Origin of the sequence: Pandoraea sp. PE-S2R-1 (assembly GCF_002179865.1) — a bacterium.
GTDB lineage: Bacteria > Pseudomonadota > Gammaproteobacteria > Burkholderiales > Burkholderiaceae > Pandoraea.
This window is the reverse complement of record NZ_NGUR01000154.1, coordinates 1-435: the sequence shown is the minus strand read 5'-3', so window position 1 is coordinate 435 and position 435 is coordinate 1. Positions and strand designations below refer to the sequence as shown.

Here is a 435-nt window from a genome sequence, read left to right as displayed (position 1 = left end):
AGCACGGTGAACACCTGTCCCTTGTCATGCGCGTACAGCGGGCCACATCGCACGTCGAGGTCAAGCCGATCGCCGGCCGCGAGCGCCGTGTGCTGACGGATACGATTCGCCAGATGCACCATGCCAAGCATGGCGAACGGAAACGCGCGGTCCGTCATCAACAACATATGCAACGGGAAGGCAAGCAGATGTGGCCACGTTGGCGGCACGCCGTGGGCACCGGAAAAGCCGCACAGGCGGGCATAACGAGCGATGTCGTTCGCATCGAGCGCGATGTTGCGGCGCTCGAATGCCAGTGGCGGGAGTGGTTGCGCCCGTGCCGGCTTGCGCGCCGACAGCAGCGCGCGGAGATACAGGTGAAGCGGCGAGGGCAGACGGGTGACGTCGATCGCCCTCTGTCCGGTCGCCGACGGCGACGACGCGGTGTCCGGCGGG

General features: G+C 66.7%; 1 pseudogene. It reads right to left on the bottom strand.

Features of this window, described 5'->3' with window-relative positions:
* Positions 1-435, bottom strand: a pseudogene (locus tag CDV44_RS28225) (acyl dehydratase); the annotation flags it as partial.